Source organism: Streptomyces sp. NPDC057543 (genome assembly GCF_042801895.1).
GTDB lineage: Bacteria > Actinomycetota > Actinomycetes > Streptomycetales > Streptomycetaceae > Streptomyces.
Genome location: NZ_JBHVFF010000104.1, coordinates 1 through 25486 on the forward strand (window position 1 = coordinate 1; position 25486 = coordinate 25486).

The 25486-nt window shown below is 71.8% G+C and carries 21 protein-coding genes and 1 riboswitch; of the genes, 5 read left to right on the forward strand and 16 right to left on the reverse strand.

From position 1 onward, the window contains the following. Positions 1–3: 3 nt before the first annotated feature. The 3 genes from ACFU8Q_RS18990 to ACFU8Q_RS19000 form a co-directional block, all read right to left on the reverse strand. Positions 4–1068, reverse strand: coding sequence for an aminopeptidase (locus ACFU8Q_RS18990; protein ID WP_384454972.1), 1065 nt, complete (start codon positions 1066–1068; stop codon positions 4–6). 69 nt (positions 1069–1137) lie between these two features. Next, a complete protein-coding gene (locus ACFU8Q_RS18995; RefSeq protein WP_384454975.1) occupies positions 1138–2802 on the reverse strand; it encodes an OPT/YSL family transporter in 1665 nt (554 codons plus the stop codon). Between the two features lie 123 nt (positions 2803–2925). Continuing rightward, entirely contained in the window at positions 2926–3726 is an 801-nt protein-coding gene (locus ACFU8Q_RS19000) for an IclR family transcriptional regulator (RefSeq protein ID WP_384454982.1), read from the reverse strand. 462 nt (positions 3727–4188) lie between these two features. On the opposite strand from ACFU8Q_RS19000, the gene ACFU8Q_RS19005 reads away from it, so the two are divergent. Further along, positions 4189–5265, forward strand: coding sequence for a DUF2382 domain-containing protein (locus tag ACFU8Q_RS19005; protein ID WP_384454984.1), 1077 nt, complete (start codon positions 4189–4191; stop codon positions 5263–5265). An 84-nt stretch (positions 5266–5349) separates the two neighbouring features. Here ACFU8Q_RS19005 and ACFU8Q_RS19010 read toward each other — a convergent pair whose 3' ends face one another. The 7 genes from ACFU8Q_RS19010 to ACFU8Q_RS19040 form a co-directional block, all read right to left on the reverse strand. Beyond that, a complete protein-coding gene (locus ACFU8Q_RS19010; RefSeq protein ID WP_384454987.1) occupies positions 5350–6135 on the reverse strand; it encodes an ABC transporter ATP-binding protein in 786 nt (261 codons plus the stop codon). Next, on the reverse strand, positions 6132–7166 hold the full coding sequence (locus ACFU8Q_RS19015) for a FecCD family ABC transporter permease (protein ID WP_384455032.1): 1035 nt from the start codon (positions 7164–7166) through the stop codon (positions 6132–6134). The genes ACFU8Q_RS19010 and ACFU8Q_RS19015 overlap by 4 nt, the downstream gene beginning before the upstream one ends. A gap of 80 nt (positions 7167–7246) precedes the next feature. Beyond that, a complete protein-coding gene (locus ACFU8Q_RS19020) occupies positions 7247–8314 on the reverse strand; it encodes an ABC transporter substrate-binding protein (protein WP_384454989.1) in 1068 nt (355 codons plus the stop codon). A gap of 30 nt (positions 8315–8344) precedes the next feature. Next, positions 8345–8535, reverse strand: a riboswitch (cobalamin riboswitch). A 79-nt stretch (positions 8536–8614) separates the two neighbouring features. Further along, on the reverse strand, positions 8615–9838 hold the full coding sequence (locus ACFU8Q_RS19025; protein ID WP_384454992.1) for a beta-ketoacyl-[acyl-carrier-protein] synthase family protein: 1224 nt from the start codon (positions 9836–9838) through the stop codon (positions 8615–8617). Continuing rightward, positions 9835–10113 carry an acyl carrier protein gene (locus tag ACFU8Q_RS19030; RefSeq protein WP_384454995.1) on the reverse strand — a complete coding sequence of 93 codons (279 nt, stop codon included), beginning with the start codon at positions 10111–10113 and terminating at the stop codon, positions 9835–9837. The genes ACFU8Q_RS19025 and ACFU8Q_RS19030 overlap by 4 nt, the downstream gene beginning before the upstream one ends. 259 nt (positions 10114–10372) lie before the next feature. Continuing rightward, complete coding sequence (locus ACFU8Q_RS19035) at positions 10373–12244, reverse strand: acyl-CoA dehydrogenase (protein ID WP_384454999.1); 1872 nt, start codon at positions 12242–12244, stop codon at positions 10373–10375. A 14-nt stretch (positions 12245–12258) separates the two neighbouring features. Continuing rightward, positions 12259–13536, reverse strand: a complete 1278-nt coding sequence (locus ACFU8Q_RS19040; protein ID WP_384455001.1) for a beta-ketoacyl-[acyl-carrier-protein] synthase family protein — start codon at positions 13534–13536, stop codon at positions 12259–12261. A gap of 198 nt (positions 13537–13734) precedes the next feature. Here ACFU8Q_RS19040 and ACFU8Q_RS19045 point away from each other — a divergent pair, with 198 nt between their 5' ends. Then, positions 13735–15042, forward strand: coding sequence for a hypothetical protein (locus tag ACFU8Q_RS19045; RefSeq protein WP_384455004.1), 1308 nt, complete (start codon positions 13735–13737; stop codon positions 15040–15042). Between the two features lie 31 nt (positions 15043–15073). Here ACFU8Q_RS19045 and ACFU8Q_RS19050 read toward each other — a convergent pair whose 3' ends face one another. The 5 genes from ACFU8Q_RS19050 to ACFU8Q_RS19070 all read right to left on the reverse strand — a co-directional run bounded on the left by ACFU8Q_RS19050 (position 15074) and on the right by ACFU8Q_RS19070 (position 19506). Then, positions 15074–16006 carry a carbohydrate kinase gene (locus ACFU8Q_RS19050; RefSeq protein WP_384455007.1) on the reverse strand — a complete coding sequence of 311 codons (933 nt, stop codon included), beginning with the start codon at positions 16004–16006 and terminating at the stop codon, positions 15074–15076. A gap of 358 nt (positions 16007–16364) precedes the next feature. Beyond that, entirely contained in the window at positions 16365–16628 is a 264-nt protein-coding gene (locus ACFU8Q_RS19055) for a type B 50S ribosomal protein L31 (RefSeq protein WP_384455009.1), read from the reverse strand. 141 nt (positions 16629–16769) lie between these two features. Beyond that, positions 16770–17657, reverse strand: a complete 888-nt coding sequence (locus ACFU8Q_RS19060; protein WP_384455012.1) for an ABC transporter substrate-binding protein — start codon at positions 17655–17657, stop codon at positions 16770–16772. A gap of 173 nt (positions 17658–17830) precedes the next feature. Beyond that, complete coding sequence (locus ACFU8Q_RS19065) at positions 17831–18457, reverse strand: GNAT family N-acetyltransferase (RefSeq protein ID WP_384455015.1); 627 nt, start codon at positions 18455–18457, stop codon at positions 17831–17833. 173 nt (positions 18458–18630) lie between these two features. Then, the gene (locus ACFU8Q_RS19070; RefSeq protein WP_384455018.1) at positions 18631–19506 is read right to left on the reverse strand and encodes a LysR family transcriptional regulator; all 876 of its coding nucleotides are present in this window, start codon (positions 19504–19506) and stop codon (positions 18631–18633) included. A 79-nt stretch (positions 19507–19585) separates the two neighbouring features. On the opposite strand from ACFU8Q_RS19070, the gene ACFU8Q_RS19075 reads away from it, so the two are divergent. Continuing rightward, on the forward strand, positions 19586–20854 hold the full coding sequence (locus tag ACFU8Q_RS19075) for an MFS transporter (RefSeq protein ID WP_384455021.1): 1269 nt from the start codon (positions 19586–19588) through the stop codon (positions 20852–20854). Here ACFU8Q_RS19075 and ACFU8Q_RS19080 read toward each other — a convergent pair. Then, entirely contained in the window at positions 20844–21161 is a 318-nt protein-coding gene (locus tag ACFU8Q_RS19080) for a cupin (protein WP_384455024.1), read from the reverse strand. The two genes, ACFU8Q_RS19075 and ACFU8Q_RS19080, sit on opposite strands and share 11 nt — an antisense overlap. Positions 21162–21426: 265 nt before the next feature. Here ACFU8Q_RS19080 and pgm point away from each other — a divergent pair, with 265 nt between their 5' ends. Together pgm and ACFU8Q_RS19090 are read left to right on the forward strand one after the other, a co-directional pair. Further along, complete coding sequence (gene pgm / locus ACFU8Q_RS19085) at positions 21427–23067, forward strand: phosphoglucomutase (alpha-D-glucose-1,6-bisphosphate-dependent) (protein ID WP_384455026.1); 1641 nt, start codon at positions 21427–21429, stop codon at positions 23065–23067. Between the two features lie 193 nt (positions 23068–23260). Continuing rightward, positions 23261–25366 carry a SpoIIE family protein phosphatase gene (locus ACFU8Q_RS19090; RefSeq protein WP_384455029.1) on the forward strand — a complete coding sequence of 702 codons (2106 nt, stop codon included), beginning with the start codon at positions 23261–23263 and terminating at the stop codon, positions 25364–25366. The last annotated feature ends 120 nt before the right edge of the window (positions 25367–25486 follow it).

Here is a 25486-nt window from a genome sequence, read left to right on the forward strand (position 1 = left end):
GGCTCAGTAGCCGGCGACGCCGAGGTCGCGGCAGATCTCGACCAGCTCCGGGTGCACGTAGCGCCCGTTCTCCTCGATGGCGACGCCGTCCAGGTAGATGGAGGGGCCCAGCACGCTGCCGTCGGTGTGGGCGGCGGCCACCCACGGTTCGCCGCCGATCCAGGCGCCCTTGGTGCCGATGCCGAGCTCGACGCAGCCGAAGACCCGCTCGTCCTCGACGATGCGGCCGGTCGGGGCGAGGACGCCCGGGTTGAAGCCGAGCGACCAGTGCGCGATCCGGAACATGTTCGGGTCGTCGAAGGACTCCATCCAGCGGCGGAAGGTGTCCGCGTCGGCGCCGCCCTCGATCCTGGTCACGACGCCCTTCTCGACGGTGCAGCGGACCGGGGAGCGCAGCAGTCCGATCTCGTCCGGCGGCCACAGGGCCCCGTCGAAGACGAGGACGCCGTCCTGGGTCTCTTCGAGGGGGTTCCAGGAGATCTGACCGGAGAGCATCACGGTCTCGCCGGGCTTCTCGGCGGGCTTGCCGCGCAGGTTGATCGGCCGGTCGCCGTTGCGGCCGACGAGGTCGGTGCCGTTGACGGAGGTGATACGGACCTCGTCGGCGGCCTCCAGGAGTGCGACGAGGGCCTTGCCGAGGCGGATGACGCCCTGGAAGTCGGGGCGGCCGACGGTGGCGACCAGCATCTGGACGTCCATCGCGGTGAGGTTGGTGTAGCGGCAGCCGTTCGCCATGGCGGCGCGGAAGGCGTCGGAGTGCATCAGGTACGAGACGGCGAACTCGATCCACACGTCGGCGTCGGCGATGGCTCCGGCCACGGGCCGGGGCGGTTCCATGGAGGCGCCGGGCAGCGTCTCGTACCAGACGACGACGGGGTGTGCGCCGACGGCGGCGACGGCCTGCGCGGTGGCCTCGATCACCCGGCGGTCGCTACTGGTGTCGCCGGTGAGGACGACGTGCTCGCCGCGCTTGACGAGCATGACCTCCTCGACGAGCTTGCGGGCGGCCAGGGCGAGTTCGAAGCTGAGGTACTCGGGACGCGGTTCGAGCCTGCTGTACATGTCCATGGAGGGTTCTCCTTGCCGTGCGGGGGGGTGCTGAGTGATGCGGTGGTACGGGGAGTGGTTCAGGGGCCGTCAGGTCTTGAGGATCTGGGCGGAGTCGCCGAGCGAACTGCCCGCGATCAGTCCGGCGCCGACCAGGTTGAGCTCCTCGTCGGCGGCGGGGCCGCGCAGCTTGCGGTAGCCGACCCGGACGACGAGGGCTCCCAGGACGAGCCAGCAGGCCTGCGGGGTGAGGATGAGCAGACCGGTCGCGAGCATGACGCCCATCTGTCTGCGGGTGCCGCCGAGCAGTTGGATGGCGGCGCCGGGAACGGCCCAGAGCAGCATGGTGCGTACCGCGTCCGGGTCGCTGAGCCCGCTCTTGATGGTGTCGGCGTACACCTTGGCGACGGGCGGGATGAGGCCCTGTCCGAAGTAGGAGCGCCAGGCGACGGCGACGACGACGAGGGCGACGGCGAAGCCGATGAGGGCGGCGAGGAACTGCTGGCGGCGGCCTTCGCGCTCGAACGGGTCCCAGGGGCGGTGGTCCCTGCGCAGCAGCCAGCCGGCCTTGAGGTCGTAGCCCATGTCGGCGAAGGCGGGGCCGGTGGCGGAGACGTATCCCACCAGAAGGGCGAGCGGCACGGACGGGATTCCGATGGCCAGGCCGAGGATGAGGAAGATCAGGGTGACTGCGAAGGACGGGAACCAGCCGGACTGCATGGCGGCGAGGCCGACGATCAGTTCGTGGACCAGGGCGGCGAAGGCGGCGAACAGCACCCAGCCGACGATGCCGAGCGGGCTCATGTCGCCGGCCAGCCCGCCGAGCACGGCGAGGATCGCGGCGCCGGCGGTGAACAGGGCGTAGCCGCGGATCAGGGAGAGCCGCAGTGCTCGCTCGTCGACGGTGTACACGGTGCTCGGGTCTGCCGGGACGGCCGCGACCCGCGTGTCCTCGACGGCCGCCTGTCGTTTGCGTTCGCGACGCCCGATCAGCAGATGCACGGCCTGACCGAGCGCCACGATTCCGGCGCCGACCATGACGCCGTGCGGAATGTATCCGGCGCCCAGGTCGGTGTGGAAGAGGTCGGGGCTGTACTGACGCAGCAGCAGGCCGATGCCGAACATCATCAGGGCCCAGACGTTGCCGAGGAAGGCGACGCCGGCTGCGGAGAGCGGCAGGCTGAAGAGGGTTCCGGCCAGGCCTACGGCCGTACCTCCGGCGAGGATGAGGGCCCGGCGTCCTCCCCGGTCGCCGGCCTTGATGGTCTCGGCGGCGGCCGTGCCGGGCGGCCAGGCCGCGTCGGCGGGCAGCAGCCGGGAGCCGAAGGCGCGGTAGAGCACCCAGGCGTCCACGACCAGGCCGATGAAGGCTCCCGCGAGCATGGGCCAGACCAGGTCCTTGCGCCCGAATACGTACGGCACGGCCACGGAGGTCAGCAGTGCGTTCGCGGAGGCGAAGGTGGCGGCAGAGATGGCGCTCTGGGCGAGGTTCTGCCGGTGCACGGAGCGCATCCGGCGCAAAAAGCCCAGCGGGATGCGGCCGATCAGCATGGCGACGAGGGCGCCGACCACGGAGGTGTTGGCGGAGATGCCCAGTTTGGAGACCAGGTCGATACCGATGACGGCACCGACCGCGGCCAGCACCACCAGGATGACCAGTAGCACGGGCTCCAGGGTGCGCGGATGCGAGCGGGTGTCGTCGGTGTCGGGGCCCGGCGGCGGGGCAGGGTCCGGGGCGGAGACATGGTGCGCCATGGGGCACCCCCTTCGGTGAGCAGGACTGGGTAGGTCGTCGGCGGATGTGCGCGGGCATGGCCCGGCACACCGGCGACGCGGGTACCGCGCTCGCAGCGGTGGGAGGTTCTGCGGTGGGCCGGTTCAGCCGCCGAGGGCGGCGGTGATCTCCGCCGCTCCGGCGCGGACCAGCGTCACAAGGGTGTCGGCGGCCCGGTCCACGCGGTGGGACGGACCGATGACGGTCAGGGAGGCGGGGACGCCGTCGCCCTGGAAGACGGGGGCCGAGACCGCGGTCACGGCCTCGTCGTACTCGCCGTGGCTGATGCTGTAACCATCGGCGCGGACCTGTGCGTAGCAGGCGAGCAGGGCGTCCAGGTCGGTGATGGTGCGGTCGTTGAAACGGGTCAGCCCGGTGGGGCCGAACATCTGCCGGATCTCGCGTTCGGGGTGGTACGCGAAGATGGCGTGTCCGGACGCTCCGGCGTGGCCGGGCATGACCGCGCCGATGATCGCCGTGTAGCGGACGGGGCCGGTTCCGTCGACGGCGGCTTCGCAGCGGTAGCTGCCGCCGTGCGGGACGTTGAGGACGATGCTCTCGCCGGTCTCGCGGAGCAGCCGGGCGAGCACCGGCCGGGCGAGCGAGGAGAGCATCCCGCTGTGTTCGCCGACCCTGGCCAGCCGGGACAGGGCGGGTCCGGGGCGGTATCGGCGGGTGCGGTCGTCGCAGACCAGGAAGGCGCGCGCGGTCAGCGTGGTGAGCAGTCGCTGGACGACGGCCTTGTCCCAGCCGTGGTGACGGGCCAGTTCGCTGACACCCCACTCGGGCCGTTGCTCGGTGAAGGTGAGCAGGACGAGCAGGGCCCGGTCCACGGTCTGCAGGACGCCGGGGACCCGGTTTCCGGCTTCGGCCGGGGTGCCGGTGTCCTTGCCGTGCTCCGTCATGGGGACGGACCTCCTTCGTCCATGTCATCCGCCTACCGGTGCGGAAATCGCAACGCCGTTGCGTTTTCTGGCGAAAGGATGCGGGTGCCCCCAGCGGGTGTCAAGGGTTTGCCGCGAATTCGCCTCCGCGGCGCGAATGTGCTGCTCACAGGCGGTGGCGGGACAGGTCGCACCGGTGGCGTCGGCGCGTGGGCGTGCCGCCCGCAGGCATGCGTTCTTCGCACGGTCAGGAGCTCACGCATGAGGCGCACAGCTTCCACGCTTCACCCGATCGGCCTAACGGAAAGGTGGCGTCCGCACCACCGTGACGGGCGGTCACCGCCGAAGCGCCGCACATGTGACGGCCGGCCTGCGCAGCCCGGGAGGTTGCAGCGTCCATCCGGGTGAGGCGCGATGGAAATCGGACGCGCCTCCCCTGATGGATCCAGCCACAGGACGCGCCCGGGCGAGGAGGGATCGGCCATGGGAGCCGCTGACGGTTTCACGGATTCCGGAGAGCTCGACGGCCTGACGGTGTACGACACCGCGGGCGAGAAGATCGGCAGTGTGGGCCGGGTGTACGTCGACGACAACACCGGCCGCCCGGACTGGATCACGGTGAAAACCGGCCTGTTCGGCATGAAGGAGAGTTTCGTGCCGCTCGCCGGGGCCCGTCGCGTGGGCTCCGACCTGCACATCACGCATCCGAAGGAGCGCGTCAAGGAAGCCCCCCGGGTGGACGCGGACGCGCATCTGTCGGTGACGGAGGAGGAGGAGCTCTACCGCCACTACGGCCTCGCCAGGAACACCACCGCGCGGCTCGGCGGGCAGTCGGGCACCACGACGTCCGGGACCGGCACCACGGCCACGGGCGCGGCGGGAGCCGCCGGAACCGGAGCCATGGGCGCGGCCGGCACCGGACGTACCTCCGGCAGCGACCGGCCCACCGCGGCCGGCACCTCCGCCTCCGGTACGGACACCTCCCGCACCACCACGTCGCGCACGACCGGCATGGCCGACGCGGGAACCGGTACGGGTCCGGGCAGGCACCGCGACACCGGGACGGCCGGCACGGCCCGGCCCCTCGTCGGCGCCGGCGCGGGTGCCGAGCGGTCCGCCGCGGACGTCGGCGGCAAGGAGGAGTTGATCCGCTGCGAGGAGCAACTGCAAGTCGGCACCGAGGAGTACGAGAGCGGCAAGGCACGCCTGCACAAGTACGTCGTCACCGAGAACGTGACCAGGACGGTGCCGGTGATGCACGAAGAGGTACGGGTCATCCGTGAACCGCTGCGGCCCGGCGACAGGGCGACGGGGCCCACGGAAATCCGCGAGCAGGACGTCGAGCTGACCCTGCACGCCGAGCGCGCCACCACACGCAAGGAGACTGTGCCGGTCGAGCGGGTGCGCATGGAGACCAAGAAGGTGACCGAGCAGAAGGAGGTCTCCGCCGAACTCCGCAAGGAACAGATCGACTACGCGGCGGACGACAAGACCATCGGGGGCGGAGACATCGGAGGCAAGGGCATGGGTGGCGAGCCCGGCCGAGGGCGCCGCCGCTGACCCCCGCGCAGAGCGGCCGGCAGCCGCACCGAGAGCGCGAGTGAGGGGCGGGCCCGTGCCGTACCAGGGCCCGCTCTCTCGCCGTCAGTGCGCCGGCAGGAAGCGCACCGAAGGCCGCCCGTCGGGGCCGTCCGGGGCGACCCGCGCCCGCACCCGGTAGACATCGGCGATGAGTTCCTCGGTAATCACATCGGTGGGGGTTCCGGCGGCCACCACCCGTCCCTCCTTCAGGACGACGATCGGGTCGCAGAACATCGCGGCCAGGTTGAGGTCGTGCAGAGCGATCACACCGGTGAGGGGCAGCGACGTGATCAGTGACAGCAGTTCCAGCTGGTGCTGGATGTCGAGGTGGTTCGTCGGCTCGTCGAGCAGCAGTTCACGCGGTTGCTGAGCCAGTGCGCGCGCGATCTGGACGCGTTGCCGCTCGCCTCCGGAGAGGGTGTGCCAGGACTGGCCGGCACGTTCGGAGAGACCGGTCCTCTCCAGGGCCTCGCGCACCGCGTCCTCGTCCGCCCGGCCGGGCGCCGACCAGGCTCTGCGGTGCGGGACGCGCCCCAGGCGCACCACGTCCAGGACGCTCAACTCGACCTGGGTGACGGCATGCTGGTCGACCACGGCGACCCGCTGGGCCACGGTCCGGCGGCCGATCGCGTCGAGCCGTCGGCCGTCGAGGGTGACCACGCCCGTCTCCGGGGCGAGGACTCCGGCGAGCACCCGCAGCAGGGTGGACTTGCCGGAGCCGTTCGGCCCGATCAGGCCGACGGTCGCGCCGGGCGGCGGAGCGAGGTGGACCCCGTCAAGGACGAGGCGGCCGCCCGCCTCCCTGCTGACCCGCTCGGCACGCAGCCCGTCAGTGGCTCCCCCTGTCATGTGACCCTCCGGGTGCGGTACAGGACCAGGACGAATGCGGGCACGCCGATGAGCGCGGTGACGACACCCACCGGCACCTCCTGCGGGTCGAGGACCGTCCTGGCGAGCGTGTCGACCCAGACCAGGAACACGGCCCCGGCCAGTGCGGTGACCGGCAGCAGCCGCCGGTGCCCGGAGCCGGAGAGCGCCCGGGCGGCGTGCGGCAGTACCAGGCCGACGAAGCCGATGGCGCCCGCCGAGCTGACGAGTGCGGCGGTCAGCAGCGCGGTCGTGCAGAGCAGCACGATCCGGGTGCGGGCGACCTGGACGCCAAGCGCGGCGGCGGCGTCCACGCCGAACGCGAAGGCGTCGAGCGTACGGGCGTGCCCGAGGCAGACCAGCAGCGTCAGGACGAGAACGGCGGAGCAGATCCACACGTCGGTCCAGCCGACCCCGCCGAGCGAGCCGAGCAGCCAGAACAGCACCCCGCGGGTCTGCTCGGCGTCGGCGGAGGTCATCACCACGAAGGAGGTGAGCGCGGAGAACAGCTGCATGGCCGCCACACCGGAGAGGACGACCCGGTCGGTCGTGCCGCCCAGGGTGTGGCTCAGCAGCAGAACGAGGGCGAACGAACACAGTGCGCCGATGAACGCGCCGGCCGAGAGCGACACCGCTCCCCCACCGACCCCGAGGACGACCACCACGACCGCGCCGGTCGACGCACCGGAGGAGACGCCGAGGACGAACGGGTCGGCGAGCGGGTTGCGGAGCAGGGACTGCATGACGGTGCCGCACACCGCGAGTCCGGCCCCGCACACCGCCGCGAGCAGGGTGCGCGGCATGCGCAGGTTCCAGATGATGCCGTCCCGGATCGGGGTGAGCCGCGTCCGGCCCCAGCCGAGGTGGGCGGCCACCGTGGACCAGACGTCGGCGACGGATATAGGGGCGGGGCCGATGGTGACGGCGACCGCGATGGACAGCACGAGCAGCGCGACGCCGCAGGCCCACAGGCCCCCGCCACGCACCCTCCGTGCACCGTCCCCGCCACACACCTTCCGTGCACCGTCCCCGCCGCGCGCGGTCGCTTCGGAGGCCCGCCGCGCGCCCGCCGCCGTGGGCCGCTCGGTGTCCGTCACCCCTCGAGCCCGAACGTGCGCAGCCCGGCGGCGACGCGTTCCACGCCCTCGACCGTCCGGATGGACGGGTTCATGGCCTGGCCGCTCAGCAGGATGTACCGCTTGTGCCTGACGGCGTCCATGTTTTTCGTGGCGGGGTTGGACTCCAGGAATTCGATCTTCTTCGCGGCGCTCTCGGCGGTCTGCGCCTTGCGGGTCAGATCGCCGATGACCAGGACGTCGGGGTTGCGGTCGGCGACGGTCTCCCAGCTGATCTGCGGCCATTCCTCGTGCGTGTCGTCGAAGACGTTCTTCGCGCCGAGTTCCCCGGTGATGATGCCGGGTGCTCCGCAACAGCCGGCCAGGTACGGGGCCTTGGAGTCGGAGAACCAGTAGAGGAGGGTGGTACCGGAGGCGTCGATGGACCCGGTCGCCTTCTTCACCCGGGCCCGCAGCCGCGCCACGAGCGAGTCGCCGCGCTCCTGCACGCCGAACACCCTGGCCAGGTCGCGCACTTCGTCGTAGACGCTGTCCATGGTCAGTGGCTCGGTACGGGCTCCGTCGCCACGGCCGCTGTTGTCCTTGCCGGTGCAGTCGGCGGGCGAGACGTAGGTGGGGACGCCGAGTTCCTCGAACTGTTCGCGGGGGGCGACGCCGCCCTTGGCGAGGGTCGACTCGAACGACGCGCTGATGAAGTCGGGCTCCTGGTCGAGGACCTTCTCCGACGAGGGCCGGTTGTCGGCGATCCTGGGGACCTCGGCGTTGGCCTTCTCCAGACCCTTCATCACCGGGTCGGTCCAGGTCGCGGTGGCGGCCAGCCGGTCGGCGAGGCCGAGGGACAGCAGGATCTCCGTCGACCCCTGGTCGACGGAGACGGCGCGGCGCGGCGCGGATTCGACGGTGACGGTGCGCCCGCAGTTCTTCAGCGTCACCGGATATCCGTCGGCGGAGCCGGACTTCGCGGCGGAGTTGCTCGTTCCGCCGCCGCAGGCGGTCAGCAGGACGAGTCCCGCCGTGAGCAGGGCGATGGTGCGGACGGAGCTGGCTGTGGACGGCACGGAGTCCCTCTGCGTCTCTGGGCCCATGCGCGGAGCCCGTTGGAGTTCTGCGCCCGGTACCGGGTCGCAGCCGCCAGCAGGTCTTCGGACTCGGGTTCTGTCGGACGGGACGCCTTCCCAGGACACCCGAAGGTGGTTCCCAGTGGCCGTGGCCCCGCCCGTCCCCCTCACCGCTGCGCGTCAGTTCCGGATTCTCACCGGATTCCCTGACTCCTACGTGGAGTTCGACTGGCCCTGGCAAGCTATCATGCGCGTCCACGCAGCTCATGGGCGGTGTGGCCGGTGGTACGCCGGGCTGTGCTCCCCGTCGCACCACCTGCCTGATGCCTACGGACGCTGAAGAGCGATCACGGCGTTGTGTCCGCCGAAGCCGAAGGAGTGGCTGACGGCGCGCCGGACAGGCAGCCGCAGCGGCTCTTCGGTGACGCAGTTGATGTCGAACTCGGGTGCCGGGGCGTCCAGGTTGGCGATCGGCGGTACGACTCCGCGCTGGAGCGTGAGGACGGTCAGTCCGGCCTCGATCGCTCCGGCCGCCCCCATGCAGTGCCCCAGTACGCCCTTCGGGGCGGTGACGGGCGGCCGGTGCGGGTAGACCCGGCCGATGAGGGCGGCTTCGGTGGCGTCGTTGATCGGCGTCGCCGTGCCGTGCGCGTTGATGTGCTCGACGTCCTCGGCCGCCCAGCCCGCGTCGCGCAGCGCGGCCTCGACCGCCGCCCGGGCGACCGCGCCGGACGGGTGCGGACGGGTGGGGTGGTGGGCGTCGGTGGTGGCGCCGGTGCCCGCGAGCAGCGCCCGGGCTCCGGCGCCCCGGGCTGCGGCGTCCGCCGCCCGTTCCAGCACCATGACGGCGGCGCCCTCGCCCATGACCAGCCCGGCACGGTCGGCCGCGAAGGGCCGGCACCGCCTGGCCGGGTCGCCGTGCGCCCGGGCCGCGGCTCCGGACCGGGCGAACCCGGCCATGGCGGCCGGGTAGACGATCGACTCGGTGGCTCCGGCGATCGCGATGTCGCACTGCCCGGTGGCCAGGAGATCACGGGCGACGGACAAGGCGGTGATACCGGACGAACACGCGGTGCACGGTGCCATGCTGGGACCGGTGGCCCGCAACTGGATCGCGATCTCGGCCGCCGGCATGTTCGGGATGGTGAGCAGGATGCCCGACGGTGAGATGGCGTCCGGTCCGTGCCGGTCGAGTACGACGGCCTGCTCGGTCAGTGAGGCGGAGCCACCGCTGCTGGTGCCGACGACCACCGCGACCCTGCTGCCCTCCCACCGCTCCGGGTCGAGTCCGGCGTCGGCGACCGCCTCCCGGGCGGCGAGGACGGCGAGCTTGACGTACCTCCCCATCCGGAAGGACGTGCGCCCGCCGATCGCGGCGTCCAGATCGATTCCGTCGACGGTGCAGGCGAAGTCGATCGCACAGCCTTCGAGTGCCGCGACGGTACGCACCGGCGAGACCCCGGCGCACACACCTTTCCAGGTGGATTCGGTGTCGTTGCCGACCGGGGTGATCATTCCCAGACCGGTGACGGCGATGGCGGGCCTGTTCATCGCGCGTTGCTCATCGGCGCCGAGCCGCTCGCCGGGGTCCCGCGGTCCGCTGTCGCGTCGATGAACCGTGTGATGTCGGCGAGGGTGGCGCCCTTGGGAAGCCCGTCGAAGTCCCCACCGCCGCCCGCCGTCTCCCTGATGAGGACGGCGAACTCCGCGACGGCGAGGGAGTCCATCTCCAAACTGTCCATCGTGGAATCCGGGCGGATCTCGGCGGCGGGCACTTTGAAGGTGTGTGTGAGCACCTCGGTGATCTTTGGATGAATCGTACTCATGAGCTTCCTCTCCATCATTCGGTACGGCTGCCGGGGACGGTGGGGGAATCGCCCCGACGCCGGATCAACTGGGTGGCGTGCCTCCAGTTACGCCTTGGGGCGAACCGATTCGGCAACGTTCTTCCACGGGGTCCGCACCACCGGGCCAGGACGGCCGCCGTACCCCAGAAGGCGAACAGCACGACCCGGACGCCGAGGGCCCCGGACGCCTCCCGTACCCGGCGGGTCCGCGGGCCCGTTCCGGCCCTGGTCACGACCCTCACCGCGGTCCCTGAGCCGTCGTCCGGCCGCCGTGCTGCTGCCAGGCGGCCGCCGGGTCGTCGTACGCGTCGACGTAATCGGCCCCCGCGATGGGCCAGTCGGCGAGCAGTTCCCGCGGCAGCGCGAAGGAGTCGACGAGGGCGGGCAGTCGGGGGGCGACGGTGGTGATGAGCTGATCCACGGCCTCCGGCAGCCGGTTGACCTGATCACCTGTCAGATGACCTGCGGCCAGCAGGTCACCGCTGTTCCGGGCGATCCAGTCGAGCGCGAACAGCCTTTGCAGTTCGATGAGTTGTTCGCGCGCGGGTCCGTCCGGCAGACCGGCCACCGCGTCCGTGTACGCCTCGGCCGCCTGCCGGTGGGCGTGGGCCTCGACGCCTCGCAGGGCGGGCCCGGCCGCGGCGTTCCACCGCCCCAGCGGATCACCGTGCGGCGCGCGGCCCATCCGCTCCCTGGCCCGGTCGAACCAGATCTCCTCCAGGGCCGCCAGGAGCCCGCCGAGGAACCGGGGGTCGGCGAGATCACCGGGTGTGCCGCCGCGGGGGGTTCCGCACCCGGCGGGTTCGGTGGCGAAGAGCATTTCCGCGGCCGCCTTGGCATGGATGGCCAGGTTGTCGCCCTCGGCGGTGATGGCGCCCTCCACTCCGGTGAGCAGTTCGCTCATGCCGTTGTTCTCCAGGAGCGCCTGGGCGCCGCACCGTTCACGGCATTCGACGATCACGGACCTGGCCCGCCAGGTGATCCACCCCTTGGCCACGGCGACCAGCCGCTCCGCCTCCTCCGGGCCCGCGCCCGAGCCGTCCTCCCGCCGCTCCCAGCGGTCCAGGGCCCTGCGGTGCAGCAGGCTCATCGCGAAGACGGTGGCCATGGCCACGGCGAGGGGGCCGTGGTGGCTGCGGTGGGCGATCACCGGTACCTGCCGCGAGCCGCGCGGCCCGGAGATGTACCGGTGGCCGCCGTAGCGGACGGCGACGGCGAGTGTCGCGCGCGCGGAGCCGACCGCGCAGGCGCTCATCGAGATCTTTCCGGAGGCGACGCGTCCGATCGACATACGGAGTCGATGTCTCCGGTTGTCGACCGTGCTGCTGAACCCGCCGTCGTCGCCGATGCGTCCGTGGTCCCCGCCGAGCAGCGCGTCGCGTCCCACGAAGACCTGGTCGAAGGAGGTCACGCAGTGGTCCACCGGACTGCCCATGCGTGCGGGAAGCCTGCGGACCCGCACACCGGGCAGGGCCCGTAGGGCATCGGTGAGCGGTACGAGGAAGAGGAAGACCCCCTGATCGCTGCCGTCGACGAGCAGCCGGGCGGCCACGAGCCCCGTCTTGGGGCCGCCCGCCGGGCTGGTGTTGGGCATGAATTTCTGGGCGCCCGCATGCGGGGTGTGCAGCACGAAGCCGTCGCGCGCGCGGTCGTAGGCGGCCACGGTCTCGATGGCGGCCACATCGTTGCCGTGCGCCACCTCCGTACAGAGAAAGGTGCCGATGCTCCGTAGCCGGAGGAAGTCCGACAGGTCGCGCCGGGTGTCGCCCTCGTGGTCCAGGAGGGTGCCGAGAAAGAGGTTGTAGTGGATGCCCGCCACCGTGGCGAGTGCCGGGTCGACCGGCCCGAGCCATTCGTGCAGGGCCGCGAGGGCGCGTGAGTCGGCGGCGAGCCGGGCGCCGCTGTCGAGGCGGTCGTTGAGGACGCGCAGCCGCTCGTACGTGAGGCCCAGGCGCTCGGCGGGGGTACGGCGCTCCGGGCGGCGGAACGGCTCCGTGCTGATCAGCCGCTGCCAGAAGCCGTGCTCCCGGCGGTAGTTGTCGCCGAGGAGCACAGCGGTGAGCAAGTCCGTGGACGGCTCGGTGGAGGGATCGTCGATCATTGCGGTCATGCGACAAGAACGACTCAGTCGACGGCGAGGACACCGGGGGCCGTCCGCCGCGGACCGTCCGGTTCGACGCGCTGGAAGGCGAGCGCGACGTTGTGCCCGCCGAAGCCGAAGGAGTGACTGAGCGCCCGCTCGACGTACTGCGTGCGGGGCTCCTTGACCACGCAGTCGAGGTCGAACCCGTCCGGCAGCGAGGCCAGGTTGGCGATCGGCGGGACGAGCCCCTGCTCCAGGGTCAGTACGGTGGCCGCCGCCTCGATCGCCCCGCCCGCGGCGAGGGTGTGCCCGAGCACGCCCTTGGACGCCGTCACCGACGGCCGGTGCGGGAACAGCTCCGCGATGAGCTCCGTCTCCATCGCGTCGTTCAGCGGCGTCGACGTGCCGTGCGCATTGATGTGATCGATCTCGTGGGCCGCCCAGCCTGCCTCGTTCAGCGCCGCCTCCACTGCCCTGCGCGGCCCGGCTCCGTCCGGGCCGGGGGCCGTGGGGTGATGGGCGTCGGTGCCGGAGCCCGCACCGGTCAGCAGGGCGCGCGGCCGCCCGCCGCGGGCGTAGACGGCGGGTGTCCGCTCCAGCACGAGCGCGGCGGCACCCTCACCGATCACGAAACCGTCCCGGTCCGCGGCGAACGGCCGTGATGCCGCGGCCGGATCGCCGCTCCGCCGGGACAGCGCACCCATGCCCGCGAAGGCGCTCACCACCAGCGGAGTCAGTACGGATTCCGCGCCGCCCGCCACCACCACATCGCACCGGCCGCTCGTCAGCAGGTCGCGGGCCACGGCGATCGCGGTCGCCCCTGACGCGCACGCCGTGGCCGGTGCCAGGCTCGGGCCGTACGCCCGTAACGCGATGGCCACCTCCCCGGCGGCCGCGTTGGGCATCATCATCGGGACCAGGAGCGGCGACACCGCGTCCGGTCCCTGACCGTCCAGCCTGCGCACATTGTCGACGAGCGCGGACACCCCGCCCACGCCGACGCCCAGCACCACACCGACCCGGCCGCCGTCCCACCGCTCCGGCGACAGCCCGGCGTCCGCCACCGCCTGCCGGGCGGCGACCAGCGCCATCTTCACGAACCGTGCCATCCGCCACACCGCGCGTCCGCCGACGGCCTCGTCGAGATCGATCCCGTCCACCGGACAGGCGAAGTCGACGGGCAGCCCCGCCAGTTCGTCGCAGCGCCGGGCCACGGAGACGCCGGCGCACAGTCCCGCCCAGAAGGTGTGCTCGTCCGCACCCGCCGGAGTCACCAGCCCCATTCCCGTCACCGCGACACCCATGTCCGCCCGCCCCATGTTCCGCCCCCTCCGCCGTAATCGATCACGCCTACCGGTTGTCGAACGGCAGTAGCCCCGGCGAGGTTGCGCTCACTGGGCCGAACGGGTCACCGATGGGCCGGGTGGACGGATCCGCGCCGCGCGTCCGGTACGCGCGTTCACCCGTCCGCAGCAGTCCACCGCGCTGTCCGCACCGGTGGAGCATCCCCTTGGGTCATGGAAGCGGACGACAACCGGTCGGAATCCCCCGACGCGCGCACGGAACTGACGGAACTGGAGGCGCTGCGCGCCCGGGTGACGGCGCTGGAGGCCCGTGCCCCGGGGCGGCACCGGCTGCGGGCCCGTTCGTTCCTCGCCGTACTGCTCATCCTCGTCGCGGCCGTCCTCACACCGCTGAGCATCGTGTCCACCTGGGCGAAGAACCAGCTCGGCGACACGGACAACTATGTGGCGATGATGGCGCCCCTCGCATCCGATCCCCATGTGCAGGCCGCGGTGAGCGACCGCGTCACCGGGGCCGTCATGAAGCACCTGGACGTGAAGGCGTTACTGGCCGATGTCGCCCCCGCGGACCGGCCGGTGGTCGACAAGGCGCTCACTCGCCTGAGCGGCCCCCTCACCACGGGAGTCACGGGCTTCGTCCACGGAACCGTGGAGAAGTTCGTCACGAGCGACGCCTTCGCGACGATCTGGACCGGTCTCAACCGGGCCGCCCAGTCCGCGACGCTGAAGGCACTGACCGGCAGCGGCAACGGGGCGGTGAAGCTCACGAACGACACCGTCACCATCGACCTTGCACCCGTGATCGACCGGGTGAAACAACGCCTCGTGGACCGGGGGCTCACGATCGCCGCGAAGATCCCCGAGATCCACACCGACTTCACCGTGCTGACCTCCGACGCGGTCGGCAAGGCGAAGAGGGGGTTCCGGGCCCTCCAGATCATCGGCTTCTGGCTGCCGCCGGTCACCCTGGCCCTGGCCGCGGGCGGGGTGCTGCTCGCGGTGCGCCGCCGACGCGCACTGGTCACGACGGCGCTCGCGGTCGCCGCGGGTGCCGCGGTGCTCGCGGTCGCCATGTGGCTGGGCCGCGCGTTCTATCTCGACAGCCTCCCGCCCGAGGTGTCGCAGCCGGCGGCCGGTTCCGTCTTCGATGCCCTGGCCGGCCCGGCACGCACCCTTGTCCGGGTGGTGATCACGCTCGGCATCGTGGTGGCCCTCGCCGCGTGGCTCACCGGTGCCGGCCGCGCCGCCACTCGCGTCGAGGCCATGTGGAGCGGCGGCATCGGTGCGGTACGGGACGCGGCCGGTGTCACCGGCGGCCCGGTCGGCAGGTGGGTGCACCGGGCCAGGGCCTGGCTGAACTGGACGGTGGTCGTGGTGGCCGCCGCGGTCCTGGTGGTGTGGGACCGGCCGACCGGCCTGGTCACCGTGTGCATCGCACTGTGCGCGCTGTTCGCTCTCGCCGTCGTCGAGTTCCTCGACGAAGACCGCACGCCGCGTCCGGCGGCGCCCGGACTCCGGTGAACTCGGGGCAGGCCCTGCGGCGCCGTCGCGTTCAGCCCCGGGCGAGGGCCGCGTTCAACTCCGCCTCGTCCGGCGGGTTGGCCCCGGCCCGTGCGACGGTCACGGCGGCGCAGGCCGCGGCGTGGCGCAGGACCTCGGTCACGGTGGCCCGGTCCAGCGAGGGCAGCCGTTCACGGCCGTCCGCGCCGAGCAGTCCCTGTGCGGCGAGGGCATGCAGGGTTCCCGACATGAAGGCGTCGCCCGCCCCCACCGTGTCGACCACGTCGGTGGGCAGCGCGTCGACCGTCACCTGCCCGCCGGGAAGGACGGCGAGGGCGCCGTCGCGTCCCCGGGTGACGAGGACGAGGGCCGGGCCACTGGCGAGCCACCGCTCGGCGACCTCCCGCGCATCCCGGTCCGGGTAGAGCCACTCCAGGTCCTCGTCACTGGCCTTGACCACGTCGCTGAGCGCGACGCAGCGCTCCACCTCGCGGACGGCCGCGTCGTGGTCCCCCATCAGTTCGGGTCGCACATTGGGGTCGTAGCTGATGGTCGCGGACGTCCGCAGCGACTCGACGGCGGCGAGGACGGTGGCCGCACCGGGTGCCATCACCGTAGCGAGGGAACCGGTGTGGACATGGTGTGGCGGCCGGTCCGGGGGCACCGGGGCGAGCGTCCAGGTGATGTCGAAGGTGTACGCGGCCCGGCCGACGTCGTCCAGAGTCACGGCGGCGGACGGGGTGGGCGCCGTGGCACCGTCCGTGCGGACCCCCACCCCGGCAGCGACCAGGTGGTCCCTGATCAGCCGTCCGTTGTGGTCCTGGCCGAGCTGGGTGAGCAGGGTGGTGCCGTGCCCGAGCCTGGCCAGGCCGTAGGCCACATTGGCCGGGCTGCCTCCCGGGTGGACCTGATCGGCCGCACCCGGCAGCCGGACGATGTCGGCGACGCATTCGCCGATGACCAGCAGGGCGAGTCTGTCGAGCATGAGGGTGGGGTCTCCTGGAGTGCGGTGCCGAGGGCGCCCTGGTCCCGGGGATGTTGTGGACAGGTTACGACGGCCGGACGGTATCAAGGGCGTGACGGACGAAGTCCCCCGACCCTGTGGGGAGGGCCGGGGGACTCGGGTCCCTACGCGGTCGGGTTCAACTCCGCACGCGGGTCGGGTTCAGGTCCGCACGCGGGTCGGGTTCAACTCCGCACGCGGGTCGGGTTCAACTCCGCACGCGGGTCGGGTTCAACTCCGCACGCGGGTCGGGCTCAGGTCCGCACGCGGGTCGGGCTCAGGTCCGCACGCGGGTCAGGTTCAACTCCGCACGCGGGTCGGGTTCGGGGCCGCACGCGGGTCAGGAGGCGCCCTTGCGCCCCTCCTCCCCGTACCGCCGCTCGAACTTGGCGACCTGCCCCTCGGAGTCGACCACGCGGGCCTTCCCGGTGAAGAACGGGTGGCTCTCCGCGGAGATCTCCACGTCGATGACGGGGTAGCTGTTGCCGTCGTCCCAGTCGATCGTCTGCTCGCTCGACGCGGTGGACCGGGTCAGAAAGGCGTAGCCCGCCGAACGGTCGCGGAAGACCACGGGGCGGTAGGGCGGGTGCTTGTCCTGCTGCATGCCTGCTCCTGGGAACGTACGGGGTCGGCTCGGGGCGCTCCTGGCCAGCCTCGCGAACCGGGACGCCCGGCGCGATCGCTGACGTCCGTACGGGGCATCGGCACACGCGGGCGGGGCGGCGACGCCCTCGGGCCGCGTACGTCATCGCGGGTGGGCGGCGGCCTCCAGCGCGTCGGCCACGAGTGTCAGGAATCGTGCGTGGGCCTGCGGGCTGCAGACCGGCTCCGGGTTCCAGGGCAGCACCCGGGCGGCACGTTCGATCGCCGCCCACTCCGCGTTCCCCCGGAGTTCGTCGAGGGGGGTGGCGTTGGCCCGGACGTCGGCGAGCACGACGGCTGGGCGCAGCGACGCGGCCTGTGCCCAGCCGACCGTGGACCAGTTCGCGCCGGGCCCGTCCGTCGGTTCCACGAGGTCGACACCGAGCTCGGCCAGCACGCGCAGTTCCGGCCACATGCGGGGGCGGGCGAGATGCGTCCGGTCGTCCCCGGCCGGGGAGAGGGCGACCACCCGGGGCCGGTCGGGTCCGGCGGCGAGCGTGCGCAGCCGGTCCCGGGCGGCGTCCAGGTCCCGGGTCGCCGTCGTGGGTTCCCCGGCGCCGAGCGATCGGGCCAGCTGCGCGAACCGGTCGCCGATCTCCGCGAAAGTACGCGCCTGGCCGACGTCGATGACGGCGACCGGGACGTGCTCCTCCAGATGCTTGGCGGTCTCCGGGGCGAGCCCGTAGACCTGCCCGCCGCCGTAGCTGACGGCCACGACAAGATCCGGCTCACCGCCCAGCAGGGTGTCCACGTCCAGGGTGCCGCCCGCACCGAGGTAGCGGACCTCGGTCAACGCCAACGATCCGGTCTTCGCCCGGTCCGGCACGGTGCGATCGTCATGACCGGAGCCGAATATCGCGCTGGGGCGTATCCCGTGGTCCCACAGGGTCGCTCCGGCCTGAACATAGGCGAGCACCCGCGTCGGGCACCGCCCAGCGGTCGACAACTGTCCACGATCGTCGGAGAACTGCCACACGGTCCGCTCCCTCACGTCACACGCACCTCGCCGGCGGCCACTGCGCCCCGTCTTCAGGGCCGTACACCAGTACCTGCCCAGCGAACCCCCGCGACATCCCCTTGTGCGGCCGGTCCGGCACATGTGACGCGAAGACATCCGCGCATGGCCGGACGGGGGGGCGTCGTCCCGCCGATGGCAACGGTCCGCTACAGGTCCGCTTCGGTCGTGTGCCCCAGGTAGGTGAGCGGCCCGGGGTCCGGTACCTGGAGCTCAACGAAACCGAGCCGGTCGTAGAAGGCTCTGGCCGGGGTGTTGGCCGTGAGCATGGACAGGTGCACGGCATCCACTCCCTTGGCTCGCAGGGCAGCCAGGAACTTGCGCATCAGCGCTCTGCCGTACCCCTTCCGCTGCCACGTGGGCAGCAGATCGATGTGCAAGTGGGCGGGATGGGCGGCCAGTTCGGGAATGATCATCCGCTCCGGGGCGTGCAGCAGAACGGTCATTTCCTCGCTGGGGGTGCGCGCCGGGCCGTCCGGTTCCGGGAAACGGTCTGCTACGAGGGGCAGCCACCGCTTGCGGAACTCCGTCACGAAGCGCGCCGTGTCGGCGGTCCCCACGATGTAGCCGACCGCCCGGCCCGTACCGTCGTCGATCACGAAGGCCAGATCGGGTTCGAGGTACGCGTACGGCGCGGCGAAGATCGACGGCATCAGCTCCGGATCCGGGTACAGATGCCGGGAGTCGCCACCGTTGTCGGCCGTCCGGACGCAGATGTCCACGAGGGCCGCGCGGTCGTCGGAGTGGTAGGCCCGTGGGCCGGCGGGCTGGGTCATCGCCTCATCCTGCCGAGCCCGGGAGCGCTCCCACAAGCCTCGGGGAGAATTTCTTCGTGGCCTCGGACGCCGCGTCGGTGTACGAGGCCGCCGTCGACCGTACGCGGAACACGGCCGAGCAGGACTTCCTGCGGCATCGCCGCCGGGCGCTGCCGGATGACTGAACGGAGTCCTCAGCCGGTATCGACACCGAGCCCGGTCAGGAACGCTTCGGCGGCCGGGGCGGGGCGGAAGCGGCTCCAGACCAGCCGTTCCGTGCGGGCGGGCGCATCACGGACGGGCAGCACATGTACGCCGGGCAGTTCCGCCGCGAAGGCGGCCGGCAGCATGGCGATGCCGAGCCCGCTGCGGACCAGCCGCACGATGAAGTCGGTGCCGCTGACCTCGAACGCCACCTCGCGGGTGAGCCCCATCGCCGCGAACGCCTCCTCCGACTGCGCCCGGGCCGCCGTGCCGTCGGGGTAGTCGACGAACATCTCCTTCGCCAGCCGTTCCAGCCGCACTTCCGGCTTCCCCGCCAGGGGGTGGGTGGGGGCGACGACGGCGACGAGTTCGCCCGTGGCGAGCTCGTGATCGCTCACGCCCTTCGGCCGGTAGCTCGGCAGCACGCCCAGGAACGCCACGTCGAGCGTGCCGTCCCGTACCTCCTGGACCAGGTCCTTGCTCGCCCCGTCCCGCAGGACGATGTGCACCTTCGGGTAGCGGAGGTGGAACGCGCGCAGCGCGGCCGGGATGTCGACCGCGGAGACGGTCGGGATGGCTCCGACCGCGAGGCGGCCGTGGACCTCCCCCGTCGTGGCGGCGACCTCGGCCCGGGCCCGCTCCGCCGCGTCCAGCGCCTGCCTGGCCTCCGGCAGGAACGCCTCGCCCGCCGCGGTGAGCCGCACCTGACGGCTGGTGCGGTCGAAGAGCCGGGCGCCCAGTTCCTTCTCGAGCCGGGCGATCTGATGGCTCAGCGCCGACTGGACGACCAGGCACCTCTTCGCGGCGCGGGTGAAGCTGCCCAGTTCCGCCACCGCGACGACGTACCGCATCTGCTGAAGTTCCATCCATTCATCGTGAACCACGATCGATGAAATGAAAAACATGTGTTGGACTCATCGATGCGGATCCCCGACGCTGAGGGACATGGCTCATTCCACCCACGGGACGCGCGGCCGGGCCGTCGTCCCACGCACGCTCCCCGATCCATCCGCGCCCGGTCGCGGCCTGGTCCTGCTGATGGCCCTCGCCGCCGGGCTCTCGGCTGCCGGAAACTACTTCGCGCAGCCGCTGCTCGATGTCATCGAGCTGAATCTGCACATCGGTGTCACCGCGGCGGGGCTGATCGTGACCGCCGCCCAGGCCGGGTACGCGCTGGGCCTGATCCTGCTCGTTCCCCTCGGGGACGTCATGGACCGCCGGCGCCTCGCGGTGTTCCTGTTCGCCCTCACCGCCTTCTTCCTCCTGTTGACGGCCGCGGCCCCCACCGGTCCCCTGCTGATCGCGGGAACCCTGCTCACCGCGCTGACCTCCGTCGGAGCACAGGTTGTGGTGCCGTTCGCGGCGGCCCTCGCGGCTCCGGCCGAACGCGGCAGGATCGTCGGCGTCGTCATGTCCGGTGTCCTGCTCGGCGGGCTGTTCGGACGACTGGCCTCCGGTGCGCTGTCCGAGCTCGGTGGCTGGCGGACGGCGTACTGGGTGAACGCGCTGCTCATGGCTGTGATGGCGATACTCCTGCACAACCGGCTCCCCCGGTTGTCCCGGCCGCGCGACGCGGCGCCGATGCCGTACACCGGACTGCTGCGCTCCACGCTGGCCCTGCTGCGGCAGGAACCCCTGCTGCGGTGGCGGGCGGCCATCGGCGCCTTCTCCATGGCCTCGTACAGCGTGCAGTTGACCGCGCTGACGTTCCTGCTGACCCGGCCCCCCTTCCACTGGAACGCGGCCGCCATCGGACTGTTCGGGCTGGTGGGCGTCATCGGTGTCGTGGGCATGAACATCGCGGCGCGGCTGAGCGACCGCGGCCGGGTGCAGCCGGTATCGGGCACGGCGGCCGCGCTCCTCACGCTCTCGTGGCTGCCGCTGCTGGCCGGCGAGTCCTCGCTGCTGTGGCTGGCGGTCGGGGTGATCTCGCTGAACATCGCCCAGCAGGCGGGGCTCAACAGCGGTCAGACAGTGATCTACGCGCTCCGCCCGGAGGCCCGCAACCGGATCAACTCCGGATTCATGACGCTGTTCTTCCTCGGCGGTGCGGCCGGCGCCGCCCTGGCCTCGGTGGTCTGGTCGCGGGCGGGCTGGAGCGGCATCTGTCTTCTGGGTGGTTCGCTGGCCGCCGGAAGCCTCGTCCTGTGGGTTTTGGAGCGTGTCCGGATGGCCTCCGCAGCACGTCCCGGGACCGTCTCCGTCACTCGTTGACGGCTGTCAGCAGCACCACGGCGTCCTCCAGCGCCAGCAGTCCGTGCCGCTCCTGCGGAACCGGCTGGAGCGCTCCGGCTTTCAGCTCCACATCGCCCGAGGCCGCCGTGACGCGCACCCTGCCGCGGAGCACCTGGAGGGAGGCTGCGGCGGGTGCGTTGTGCTCGTCGAGGGCGAAGCCCGAGGCGAGGGCGATGACGGTCTGGCGCAGGGGTTCCTGATGCAGCAGGCGGTGGGCGCTGCGGCCGTGCGCGGAGGCGCGGGCGGCGGCCAGATGCTCGTCGGCGAGGGCATTCAGATCGTCCATATGCCCACTGTGCCGCAGCCCTCGCGCCCCCGCGTCCTCGGCGGTGGCCTCGCGCAGCAGAACGCGGCCGGCGGGTACGGACTGGTACGGCCGTCTCTGGTCTCTTCTCTTCCTGCATTCGCCCGGAACCCGGTTCTCCCGGAACCCGGTTCTCCCGTGCCGCGTCGGCCGTGCCGACGGCGGGGCAGTCGCGGACCGGTGCGGGCCACCCGCGAAAATGGCGCGGGGAAGAGCGCAACGACCGACCGATACGGAGGAGTGGCACATGCCGCACGAACGAGCTGGACAGCCGGCCCGGCCGGAGGATCTCACCGATGTGGCCCGGCTGGTGACCGCGTATTACACGCTGCACCCGGATCCGTCCGTGCCGGACCAGCGGGTGGCGTTCGGTACCTCCGGCCATCGCGGGTCGTCCACGGCCACCGCGTTCAACGAGGACCACATCGCCGCCACCAGCCAGGCCATCAGCGAGTACCGGGCGCGGCAGGGCACGGACGGGCCGCTCTTCCTCGGCGCCGACACCCACGCGCTGTCGGAACCTGCCAGGATCACCGCCATCGAGGTGTTCGCCGCCAATGACGTGACCGTGCTCATCGATCCGGCCGACGGCTACACCCCGACCCCGGCGGTGTCGCTCGCTGTCCTCACTCACAACCGCGGCCGGACCTCGCGGCTCGCCGACGGTGTGGTGGTCACGCCGTCCCACAACCCGCCCGGCGACGGCGGGTTCAAGTACAACCCGCCGAACGGCGGCCCGGCCGCTTCCGAGGCCACCGGCTGGATCCAGGAACGGGCCAACGAGATCATCGCGGCCGGCCTGAAGGACGTACGCCGACTGCCCTACGCCCGCGCTCGGGCGGCGTCGACCACCGGGACGTACGACTTCCTCGGCAGCTACGTCACCGATCTGCCGTCCGTGCTCGACCTGGACGCGATCCGCTCGGCCGGGGTGCGGATCGGTGCCGATCCGCTGGGCGGCGCGTCGGTCGCGTACTGGGGCCGGATCGCGGAGCAGCACCGGATCGATCTGACCGTGGTCAATCCTCTGACCGACCCCACCTGGCGGTTCATGACGCTGGACTGGGACGGAAAGATCCGGATGGACTGCTCCTCGCCGTACGCCATGGCCTCGCTGATCGGCCGGCGCGACCGGTACCAGATCGCGACCGGGAACGACGCGGACTCCGACCGGCACGGCATCGTGACACCGGACGCCGGACTGATGAACCCGAACCACTACCTCGCCGTCGCCATCGACTACCTTTACGCGCACCGCGAGCAGTGGCCGGCCGCCGCGGGCATCGGCAAAACGCTGGTCTCCTCGGGAATGATCGACCGGGTCGCCGCCGGTCTCGGCCGTGAACTGGTCGAGGTGCCGGTCGGCTTCAAGTGGTTCGTCGATGGACTGGCCGGCGGATCGCTCGGGTTCGGCGGCGAGGAGTCGGCCGGGGCCTCGTTCCTGCGCCGCGACGGATCGGTGTGGACGACCGACAAGGACGGCATCATCATGGCGCTGCTCGCCTCGGAGATCCTCGCAGTGACGGGCAGGTCGCCATCGGAACACTACGCGGCGCTCACCGACCGGTTCGGCGAGCCGGCGTACGCCCGGATCGACGCCCCCGCCGACCGGGAGCAGAAGGCGGTTCTCGGGCGCCTGTCCTCCGAGCAGGTCACGGCCGACACCCTGGCCGGTGAACCGGTCACGGCCGTGCTGACGCAGGCGCCCGGCAATGGCGCACCCATCGGCGGCATCAAGGTGACCACCGAGAACGCCTGGTTCGCCGCCCGCCCCTCGGGCACGGAGGACGTCTACAAGATCTATGCCGAGTCGTTCCTCGGCAGCGACCATCTCGGTCGCGTGCAGGAGGAGGCCGAGGCCGTCGTCTCCGCGGCCCTCTGCGCCTGAGTCCGGCCGGAGGCGCCCGAGCCTGTGCCACGGCACCGATCGACGACAGGGAGCGGGAGGCTCCGGCCGTTCGGCGCGGTCGGCGGCGGTTCACCCGTCCGCCACCGACCGGTGGCACGGCGCGCAGGGTGCGTCGACTCTTGTCCCTACCCGCCGATCCAGCAGGCGGGCGCAGCCTGATGGGGGTGAATCCGTGTCGGACGCCGGTGCACCGGACCCCGCGTCGCAGGCGGTCGAGGGCATGGAGGCAGCGGTCCTCGGCACCCTGTTCGCCCAGTCGGCGGTGGGCCTGCACGTGCTGGACACCCAACTGCGGGTGGTGCGGGCGAACACCCTGTCCGGCGCCGTCCCCGACGAGCGCCTCGTGGGGCGTCACTTCACCGAGGCGTACCACCTCGAAGAACCGGACAAGGCGGAGCGCGTCCTGCGCAAAGTGCTGGACAGCGGCGCGGCCGTACACGACCGGGTGATCCGCGGTCGGCCCGTCGACTCCACCGGCCGGAGCCGCAGCCTCATGGTGTCCGTCTACCGGCTGAACGATGCGGACGGTCGCACCCTGGGGCTGCTCGCCACGGTCGTCGACGTCAATGAGCAGGAGAAGACGCGCACCCGGGCGGCCTGCCTCACCGCGGTGCGCACGCAGGTGGGCAGGTCACTCGATGTGGCGGCCACCTGCGAGGGACTCGTCGAGGCCGTCGTTCCGGCATTCGCCGACCTCGCCGTGGTCGAGGTGGTGGATGACGTCCTGCGCGGCTCGGATCCGACGCCGGGGCCCCTGGAGCCCGATGTCCCCCTGCGTCGCGCGTCCGTTCGAGGTCTCGGCGCGGACGAGTACCGGAGCGGCCTCGTCGGAGAGATGCGCCGGCTGCCCGACCGTACGCCGTACTCCCTGGCGGCATCGGATCTGAAGCCCCGTCTCGTCCAGATCGACGCACGGGCGCCGTGGCTCGAAGCGGACCCCGAGAGCGTCCGGCTTATCGAAGCGACCCGGGCGCACTCCTTGATCGTGGTTCCGCTGAAGCTGCACGGCACGGTCCTCGGTCTGGTGAGTCTCTTCCGGTGCCGGGGGACGGAACCCTACGAGGAGAACGATCTCCCACTGGCTCTGACAGCGGCCGCTCACGTCGCTCTGAGCATCGACAACGCGCGGCGCTACGCACGCGACCACGCGATCGCGTCGACAGTGCAGCGCCGACTCCTCCCCCAGCACAACGGCGGCGGCATCTCCGTGGAGACGGCACATGTCCTGCTGCCCGGACGCAACAGCGGCTGCTGGTTCGACACCATCGGCCTCTCGGGCGCGCGCACCGCCCTGATCGTCGGCAATGTCGAGGCGCCCGGCCTCCAGGCAGCCATCACCATGGGGCAGTTGCGGACCGTCATCCACGCGCTGGCCGGTCTCGATCTGGAGCCGGACGAAGTGCTGGCCAGACTGGCCGACACCGCCGGCCGGCTGGCCCGCGAGCGGGCCGCGCTGCCGCCCGGTGACTGGCTGCACAGGCAAGCACCCACGGCGACCTGCATGTACGCCGTCTACGACCCGTTCTCCCGCACCTGCACCGTGGCTCGGGCCGGTCATCCGTCACTCGTCCTCGTCACCCCCGACGGCACCACGACCCCCCTCGATGTCCCCGACGGGCCCTCGCTCTTCTCCACCGACACTTCGCCGTTCGCCACCGCTGCCTTCGAGCTCGACGAAGGCAGCGTTCTGGCGTTCTTCACCGAAACCCTCCTGGCCGGCGAGGATTCCTCGGATCAGGTACGGGAGGCACTCGCGCGACCCGGCCGGAATCTGCAGGACCTGTGCGACGACGTGGTCTACAGCCTGCCGGCCGAGGCCTGTCCGGAGGGTGCCGCGCTCCTCCTCGCCCGTACCGGCGTCGTTCCCCCCGACCGGGTCGCGACCTGGGAGCTGGCACATGACCGGACCACTCCCGCCATCTCCCGTACGCTCGTGCGCGACCGGCTCGACGGCTGGGGCGTGGACGAGGCGACGACCGACGCGACCGAACTCATCGTGAGCGAACTGATCACCAACGCGGTCCGCTACGGGACCCCTCCGCTGCACCTGCGGCTGATTCTGGACCGCACGCTCACCTGCGAAGTACACGACAGCAGTCGGGTGTCGCCCCATCTGCGCCATGCGCGAACCGTCGACGAGGGCGGCCGCGGACTGTTCATCGTCTCCCGGCTCGCCGCCCACTGGGGCACCCGGTACAGCAGCGACGGCAAGGCCCTGTGGACCGAACAGGAACTCCCGTCCGTCAGAGACGGCCCGTCCGTGGCAGACGATTCCTGATCTCGGTGTGCGCCACCCGCTGCGCGGGGGCGGTCGACGCTCTCGACGTGGACCATCCGGTGCGGCGTTCCGGCGATCGCCGACACGTGCGGCGCCCCGAGGCCCGGGTGGGCCGCGGGG